The sequence below is a fragment of the Streptomyces aculeolatus genome, from assembly GCF_020400605.1.
Classification (GTDB): domain Bacteria; phylum Actinomycetota; class Actinomycetes; order Streptomycetales; family Streptomycetaceae; genus Streptomyces; species Streptomyces aculeolatus.
Map to the genome: position 1 here is coordinate 1 of NZ_JAINRD010000059.1, position 4,287 is coordinate 4,287.

A 4,287-nucleotide genomic window follows, 5' to 3' on the forward strand; every position below is an offset into this window, starting at 1 on the left:
ATTCCTCTCAAAAGGCTTGCGGCGTCGGCGCTGGGGAGGGGCCGGCCGCCGGGTGAAGGGGTGGGGTGCGGGCCCGGACGTCAGGTGGTGCGCCGCCTTCGCGTTGCGGCGGGGGCCGCGCCGGCAGTCAGCGGTGGCCGGCGGGGCGTTGCTGCAGGATGCGGGAGCGGCCGGGGTACCGGCCGCCGGGACGCGGCGGGCCGCGAAGGCACCGCCGCCCTCGCCGTTCACGGCTCCTGCACCGAACCCGTGACGAGGACACCGGGCCACCGGTCACCGACCGGTCCGGCCGGCACCGGACGGCGTTTTCTGACAGTCATAGATAAATGATAGCTCCTCTCACTTAGGAGGTGCTACCAGATGGTGGTCCGTCGCGGGCATGACAATCCCGGGCTGCTGCTGTGCCCCGCCAGGCCTGCGCATGCCGTAGGAGGCGGCGCAGTCCGGGCCCGGCCCAGGGCGGTCACGGCTGCTCGGATCCCAGGCCCGGGACCGGCCGGGGCGCGACGGTGTGCGGTTCCTCCTCCCGCTGTCCGCGGCCGCGGGCGTACAGCTTCAGCGTGGCCAGCAGGGCCAGGGCGACCGGGAGGGTGAGGACGAGCATGACTGCGGACAGCGACCAGCCCGCGTCGACCATGATGCCGCCGCTGACAGCGCCGGCCAGCGGACCCGCCTTACCGGCGCTGTTCGCCCAGCTCACGGCGGTGGCACGCACGGCCGGCGGGTAGGCGACCGCGGTGACCGCCTGGAGTACGGCGGTGGCCGCCGGCAGGCACAGCCCGAGCAGGAACGCCGTGACGAGCAGCGCGGCGAACCGGCCGGCGGCCAGGGCGGCCGCTCCGAGGCCCGCCACGGTCATCACCCACAGCAGGGCCAGGACCCGGAACCGGTCGAACCGCTTGAGGACGAAAGACACCGAGAGCTGCCCGATCAGACCGCCCCATCCGAACGCCGCGACGGATACGGCGGCCTTCGCCTCCGTCAGGCCCTCGCGCTCGGCCAGTTCGGGCAGATAGGTGAGGATCACGAACGCGACCCCCTGCCCCAGGAAGAAGCACAGCCACAGCAGGAGGGTCATGCGCGCGACACCCCGGGACAGCACGGCCCGCGGGGTGGGCCGCGTGCCCGTGCGCTCCGTGCTGTGGTCCCAGTCCACCCGGGACAGGTCCTCGCCCGGGGCGACGGTCTCCAGGGCGCCGCGCAGTTCCTCCCGCGGCCGCTTGCGGGCGGCGAGCACGCTGACGGACTCCGGGACGACGCGGACGATCGCCGGGATCAGCAGCAGCGGGGCGAGCCCGCACACCACCAGCAGCGTGGGCCAGCCGAACGCCGGCACGAGGACCGAGGCGAGGATCCCGCCGACGGCGGTACCGGCCGTCACCCCGGCGAAGGCCAGCGCGACCATCTGGACCCGCCGCCCGGCGGGCATCCAGTCCGCGACGAGCACCATCATGCTCGGCAGCACCGCGCCGAGCCCCAGGCAGGCCACGGTGCGCAGCCCGGCGAACAGGCCGATGCCCTGGGTGAATCCCATGGCGGCCGTGCACAGGCCGAAGCAGACGGTGCCCGCGAGGGTGACGATCTTGCGACCGTGCCGGTCGGCGAGCGGCCCGGCGGCCACACCGCCGACGATCATCGCGAGGACGCCCAGCGTCACGGTCACCGTCACCGCGCCGCCGCCGACTCCCCAGTCCTCCTTGATCCTGGGGTAGACGAAGCCGGCAATGGCGATGTCCAGTCCTTCGGCGACCATCGTGAGCAGGCCCACCCTCACGATGAGCCGCTGCCGGCGGCCCATGGGCCGTGCGTCGATGAACTCCTGCGGACTCGGCCTTGCCGAGGCATCCGTGCTCATGGGCCGGGCCCCCTTTCCTGTTTCCTGTGAAGCCGTGCGGGTCATACGGCGGTCCAGGCACCGCCGCCGGCCGGCGGGCGCCTGACCGCTGCCGCCGGGACGCCGCCCGGACCGTTCGGCCGTGCGAACGGTCCGGGCGGCAACGCCGTATCCGTGAATCGCTGAACGCGCCGCCGGCTCCCTCGTGACCGTTCCGCTCAGGAACAGAAACGATCCGGCAGCCATACGGGCCCTGCGGGCCGGCCGCTCCCGCCGTCACGCGCCGTGACAGGCCGTCAGGCCCGCGCGGGGCGTCGCGCCGCTCGCCTTCGTGACCCGGATTCCCGGCTCATCCAGCGCGCTTCGTGGCGGACAGGACGGCCTCCACGGGCAGAGCGTGCGGCAGCATGTCGGCGGGGTCCTCTGCGATTGCCTTGGTGACGGTGAACCCGCATTCCTCCAGCCACTTCTGCCACGTCGACATCTTCTGCGCCCCGCCCTGCCCCATGGCGCAGCCGATGAAGAAGGAGGGGAAGAAGTCAACGGTGTAGTTGTCGGAGTCCTTGATGTTCTCGGGGAACACCGGTACCAGGAGATGGACCTGCCCGCCGACGTCCATCGACCGGTTGACGCCTTCGAGGATCTTGAACACGTCACTCTTGTCGAACATGGGCAGGAAGTGCTTGATCAGCACTACGTCGAAGCCCTTGGGTACTTCTTCGAAGACGTCACCGCCTATGAACGAGCAGTGCTCCTCCACGCCGTGGCTCCTGAAGTTCGCCAGGCACTCCTCTTCCTTCTCGGGCAGGTCGAAGGTCGTCACCCGGAGCCCGGGCGATGCCTTCAGCTTGCACGTGTGGATGGCCCCGAGGCCGGTGTTCCCGGCGAGGTCGAGTACGTTCGAACCGGGCGGTACGTCGATGTTGTCGAAGAACCACGGGTCGATGTGGGCGGTCTCGCCGTTCATCAACCGCGCCCAGGGTTCGCGCAGGTCCTTGTGCTCGGCCAGTGCGTCGTACAGGTTCCCTTCGTGCCCGTAGAGCTTGTTCAGGCCGACGGTGGTGCCGGTCCGCACGCTGTCGGTGAGATAGAACAGCTGCCTGAGCGTGACGACTTTGATCATTTCCATGCGGGCGAGCACCTGCCGGAGGTCGTCCTCGGCGATGTCCGCGAGCGCGTCGAGGGAGTAGCCGCCGGTGTCCTCGTCGTATGCGAGGAAGCTCTCTTTCACCAGCAGCAGCAGGAGTTGTTCCACGGCATCGGGCTTGGCGCCGACGGCGTCTCCGAGTTCGGCCGCGGTCATGCCGGGGGTGTCGCGGAGCTTGTCGATGACGCCGAGCTCAAAACAGGACAGCAGGCTCATGAACCGCGAGGGTCCCACCATGTATTCGCGGAATCGCGTGAATGTGGCTTCCGGGGTCAAGGTACTGGTCCCTTTCGAGTCGTCCGTGCCACTGCCGTGGCGTTTGGCTGGTCAGAGGTCACGCCCTCGTCTGCTGCTGCTTCCCGAGCCGACCGGTCCGCCCGGCTGCCGCCTCTTTCCTCGGCATCAGCGCGAGGGACCGCCGCTGCGAGGACCGGGGACAGCGCCGGCGCCGCGATGCTGTTCCGGTTGCGGTTCGGCGCCTCGCATTCCGAACGCGTGCGGATTCCGGGAGGAGCGGACGTGCATCCCCCTCCCCCGCACAGCGGATTCGTGTCCCCTTGTCCGGCCCTGGCGGTGCCGGACCGTCCAGGCTCGGTCGCCGCCTTGACGGACACCGGTCCGGGCAGTGTGCGGCGTATCCCGGCAGGCGTGAGAGGAGGGGACCTTCCGGCACTCGTACCGAGTGTCAAAAGGCCCCCTTCTGCTGCTTCGGGCAGGGCCGTCAGCCGTCGCCCTCGCCCTTGACGTGCCGCTCTATGAAGTCGTGGGCCAGGTCGCCGAACTGCTCGCCGAACGCCATGGACCGCTCGACCGTCTTCTTGAAGTGCACGCCGCCGTCGACGCGGCTGTAGGCGCACCTCTTGTTGAAGTCGGTCCAGGTGGGGAAGCTCACCCGGACGTTCTCGACGGGGGTGATGCCCGGCTCCACGATGGACTTGCCGACCTCGAAGTCGAACTCCCAGTTCAGGTCGTCGGAGTCGAAGAAGCGCCGCGCCGCCTGCGAGGCGGCGGAGCCCACGGTGGTGGAGCCCGACGGGTACTCCGGGTGGTCGCCCACCGGCAGGTAGCCGGCCCACTCGTTGGCCGGGATGTCGTCGACCGTGCCCATGCCGACGCCGCCCCAGGCGCGGATCTTGCGGTTGCCGTACACGTGCCGGACCGCGGTGATCGGCCGCACGGCTTCGTACTTGCGCTTGTATCCCCAGGCGGCGATCAGCGTGTCGAAGGTCGCCAGGATGTGCTGGAGCATCCACTGCGCCCAGCCGTGCACGCCCAGCTCGTTGTTCTGGTCGTTCTTCAGGCCGAT

At 70.0% G+C, this 4,287-nt stretch carries 3 protein-coding genes; all 3 read right to left on the minus strand.

Annotated features, from left to right (window positions below):
- Positions 1 to 463: 463 nt before the first annotated feature.
- Entirely contained in the window at positions 464 to 1,855 is a 1,392-nt protein-coding gene (locus LG396_RS38645) for an MFS transporter (protein ID WP_225798286.1), read from the minus strand.
- A 328-nt stretch (positions 1,856 to 2,183) separates the two neighbouring features.
- Complete coding sequence (locus LG396_RS38650; protein WP_018841034.1) at positions 2,184 to 3,218, minus strand: methyltransferase; 1,035 nt, start codon at positions 3,216 to 3,218, stop codon at positions 2,184 to 2,186.
- Between the two features lie 484 nt (positions 3,219 to 3,702).
- Positions 3,703 to 4,287, minus strand: a 585-nt coding sequence (locus tag LG396_RS38655; protein WP_504968455.1) for a phosphatase PAP2 family protein, incomplete at its 5' end; no start/stop codon positions are given.